We start from the raw sequence: 3,013 nt of genomic DNA on the forward strand, positions 1-3,013 counted from the left end.
ATGCCACGGTATTCCGCCATCACGAGCGTTTGAGCTTTTGCGGCGAGGCTGGTCACTTCGGAAATGACCGCTTCTTTCTCACTGCGATTCAGACTCAAGGTCTACTCCTTAAATGTGCCTATGGCCCAATGGCCTTCGGCACGCCTCATTGCAGCGACCAACTGTTTAGGGAACCGGATTCCATCTGCAGCGGGATCGCCATCTGCGTTGGCTTGTCACAATTAAGTCCGGCCGCATCCCAAAGGACACCGCCCGACACCAACGGTCTTGGATGGCTCCGGGGTCGGGCAGCCAAGCCACCGAACCCCAGACCCACCACACCCGGGCGCCTCGTCCGAGAACGGGCACCCGAATTTTCTTCCAGCGATCAGGCCGAGATGGATTGCATGTCGACGCGAACGCCCACACCCATGGTCGACGAAACCGCCACTTTGCGCAGGTACACGCCTTTGCTGGTCGCTGGCTTGGCTTTGGTCAGTGCGTCCAGCAAGGCCACCAGGTTGCCCTGGAGCTTGTCGCTGTCGAACGAACGGCGACCAATGGTGCCGTGCACGATACCGGCTTTGTCCACACGGAACTGCACCTGGCCAGCCTTGGCGTTGCGCACGGCTTGAGCGACGTCAGGCGTCACGGTACCGACTTTGGGGTTGGGCATCAGGCCACGTGGACCCAGGATCTGACCCAGGGTACCCACAACGCGCATGGCGTCAGGCGACGCGATGACCACGTCGAAATCCATCTTGCCTGCCTTGATGTCGGCAGCCAGATCGTCCATGCCAACGATGTCGGCACCGGCAGCCTTGGCCTCTTCGGCCTTGGCACCCTGGGCGAACACGGCCACGCGCTTGGTTTTGCCGGTGCCGTTGGGCATGACGACAGCACCACGCACCACCTGGTCCGACTTCTTGGCGTCCACGCCCAATTGAACGGCCACGTCGATGGATTCGTCAAACTTGGCGTTGGCGCAGTCTTTGATGATGGTCAGCGCGTCGGTCAGCGCATACAGCTTGGTGCTGTCGACCTTGCCTGCAAAGGCCTTCTGTTTTTTGGTCAGCTTGGACATTTACACACCCTCCACAATCACGCCCATTGAGCGGGCCGAACCGGCGATGGTGCGCACAGCGGCGTCCATATCGGCAGCGGTCATGTCTTTCATCTTGACCTTGGCGATCTCTTCAAGCTGGGCTCGGGTGATCTTGCCAACCTTGTTCTTGTTGGGCACGGGCGAGCCCTTGACCAGCTTGATCGCTTTCTTGATCATGGCCGTCGCCGGGGGCGTCTTGATGATGAAGGTGAAGCTCTTGTCGGCAAAAGCGGTGATCACGACCGGCAGCGGCGTACCCGGCTCGACGCCTTGGGTCTGCGCGTTGAACGCCTTGCAGAACTCCATGATGTTCAGACCGCGCTGACCCAGCGCCGGACCGATCGGAGGGGACGGATTGGCTTTGCCAGCTGGTACTTGCAGCTTGACAAAGCCGACGATTTTTTTCGCCATGGTGTTGCTCCTGCGAGTTCAAGCGGCTGCACATGGCAGCCTCCTCGCGGCTTTCGGCCCGAATCACAAAAATGCCAACAACCGCTTCGGGCCGACCCTGGCGTTTGGTGCTGCTACGGCCTCACGCCACGGCAGTTTTAAAAATAATTCAGGTTTTTAGCGAAAGACTTACGTCTTTTCGACTTGGCTGAACTCCAGCTCAACGGGCGTCGCGCGACCAAAAATAGTCACCGACACGCGCATCTTGTTCTTTTCGTAGTTGACTTCCTCAACCGTTCCATTGAAATCGGTGAAAGGACCTTCTTTGACGCGAATGTACTCACCCACCACAAACTCCACTTTGTGGCGGGGCTTGTCGGTACCTTCTTGCATCTGATTGACAATCTTCTGAACTTCTTCTTCAGAAATTGGGGCCGGGCGGTTCTTAGCCCCCCCGACAAAGCCAGTCACCTTGTTGGTGTGCTTCACCAGATGCCAGGTGTCGTCATCCATCACCATTTCCACCAACACATAGCCGGGGAAGAATTTGCGCTCGGTGGTGCGACGCTGACCGTTTTTCATCTCCACCACCTCTTCGGTGGGCACGAGAATGCGGCCAAACTTGTCCTGCATCCCGGCACGGTTGATGCGTTCGACGATGTTGCGTTCTGCTGCTTTTTCCATACCGGAATAGGCATGCACCACATACCAGCGCATTCCTTCTGCAGCAACACCGTCGGTCACAGGACTTTGTTGATCGCTCATTATTTTCTCCAGCCCAGGATCAGGTCGTAAAACAACCACTCCAGGGTCTTGTCGGTCAGCCAGAGGAACAGCGCCATCACAAAGACAAACGCAAACACATAGGCCGTCATCTGAATCGCTTCTTTGCGCGCAGGCCAGACCACCTTTTGTGTTTCGCGCCACGCGTCACGGCCAAAAGCCAACAACCGCTTGCCCGACTCAGAAACACCAAAAACCACCACCGCGGCAACCAGGGCAACGATCAAAGCACCCCACTGCGCCAAAGCGCCCTGAGAAGACAACAGATAGAACGCGACAAAACCGCTGAGCATCAAAACCACAGCTGCAGCCAGCTTGGCTTTGTCAGCACCGGTGTTGACGGTTTGAACTTCGGAAGTGGCCATGAGAATCCAGACGATGCATTACAAAATTTCGCGCCACCGAAGCCTGAAGCTTGAGACACGCAAGCCCACCAGAGGTCACAACGACTTCGGTGGGCTTGTTAACCACGAAACAGAAAGATCAGATAACTGTTTGATCCTGTTTGGTGGCAGGGGCAGTAGGAATCGAACCTACAACCTTCGGTTTTGGAGACCGACGCTCTGCCAATTGAGCTATACCCCTACTGGCTATACCCCACTAACGGGGAATTAGGCAATGATCTTGGCAACCACACCGGCGCCGACGGTACGACCACCTTCGCGGATGGCGAAGCGCAGGCCTTCTTCCATGGCGATGGGGTTGATCAGCTTGACGGTGATCGACACGTTGTCACCAGGCATCACCATCTCTTTG

The 3,013-nt window shown here is 57.0% G+C and carries 4 protein-coding genes, 1 tRNA gene and 2 pseudogenes; all 7 read right to left on the reverse strand.

Annotated elements, in window-relative coordinates; genetic code table 11:
* A pseudogene (locus Q7J58_RS23135) lies at positions 1 to 98 on the reverse strand (50S ribosomal protein L10); the annotation flags it as partial.
* A 269-nt stretch (positions 99 to 367) separates the two neighbouring features.
* Entirely contained in the window at positions 368 to 1,063 is a 696-nt protein-coding gene (gene rplA / locus Q7J58_RS23140; RefSeq protein WP_304832518.1) for a 50S ribosomal protein L1, read from the reverse strand.
* On the reverse strand, positions 1,064 to 1,495 hold the full coding sequence (gene rplK / locus Q7J58_RS23145; RefSeq protein ID WP_304832520.1) for a 50S ribosomal protein L11: 432 nt from the start codon (positions 1,493 to 1,495) through the stop codon (positions 1,064 to 1,066).
* A 168-nt stretch (positions 1,496 to 1,663) separates the two neighbouring features.
* Positions 1,664 to 2,239: a transcription termination/antitermination protein NusG gene (nusG, locus tag Q7J58_RS23150; protein ID WP_304832522.1), complete on the reverse strand. Its 576-nt coding sequence runs from the start codon at positions 2,237 to 2,239 to the stop codon at positions 1,664 to 1,666.
* Complete coding sequence (gene secE, locus Q7J58_RS23155) at positions 2,239 to 2,622, reverse strand: preprotein translocase subunit SecE (RefSeq protein WP_304832524.1); 384 nt, start codon at positions 2,620 to 2,622, stop codon at positions 2,239 to 2,241. The genes nusG and secE overlap by 1 nt, the downstream gene beginning before the upstream one ends.
* Positions 2,623 to 2,766: 144 nt before the next feature.
* Positions 2,767 to 2,842: transfer RNA gene (locus Q7J58_RS23160), tRNA-Trp, on the reverse strand.
* Between the two features lie 26 nt (positions 2,843 to 2,868).
* Positions 2,869 to 3,013 (reverse strand): annotated as a pseudogene (locus Q7J58_RS23165) (elongation factor Tu); the annotation flags it as partial.

It is taken from the genome of Hydrogenophaga sp. (assembly GCF_030656115.1).
GTDB lineage: Bacteria > Pseudomonadota > Gammaproteobacteria > Burkholderiales > Burkholderiaceae_C > Hydrogenophaga.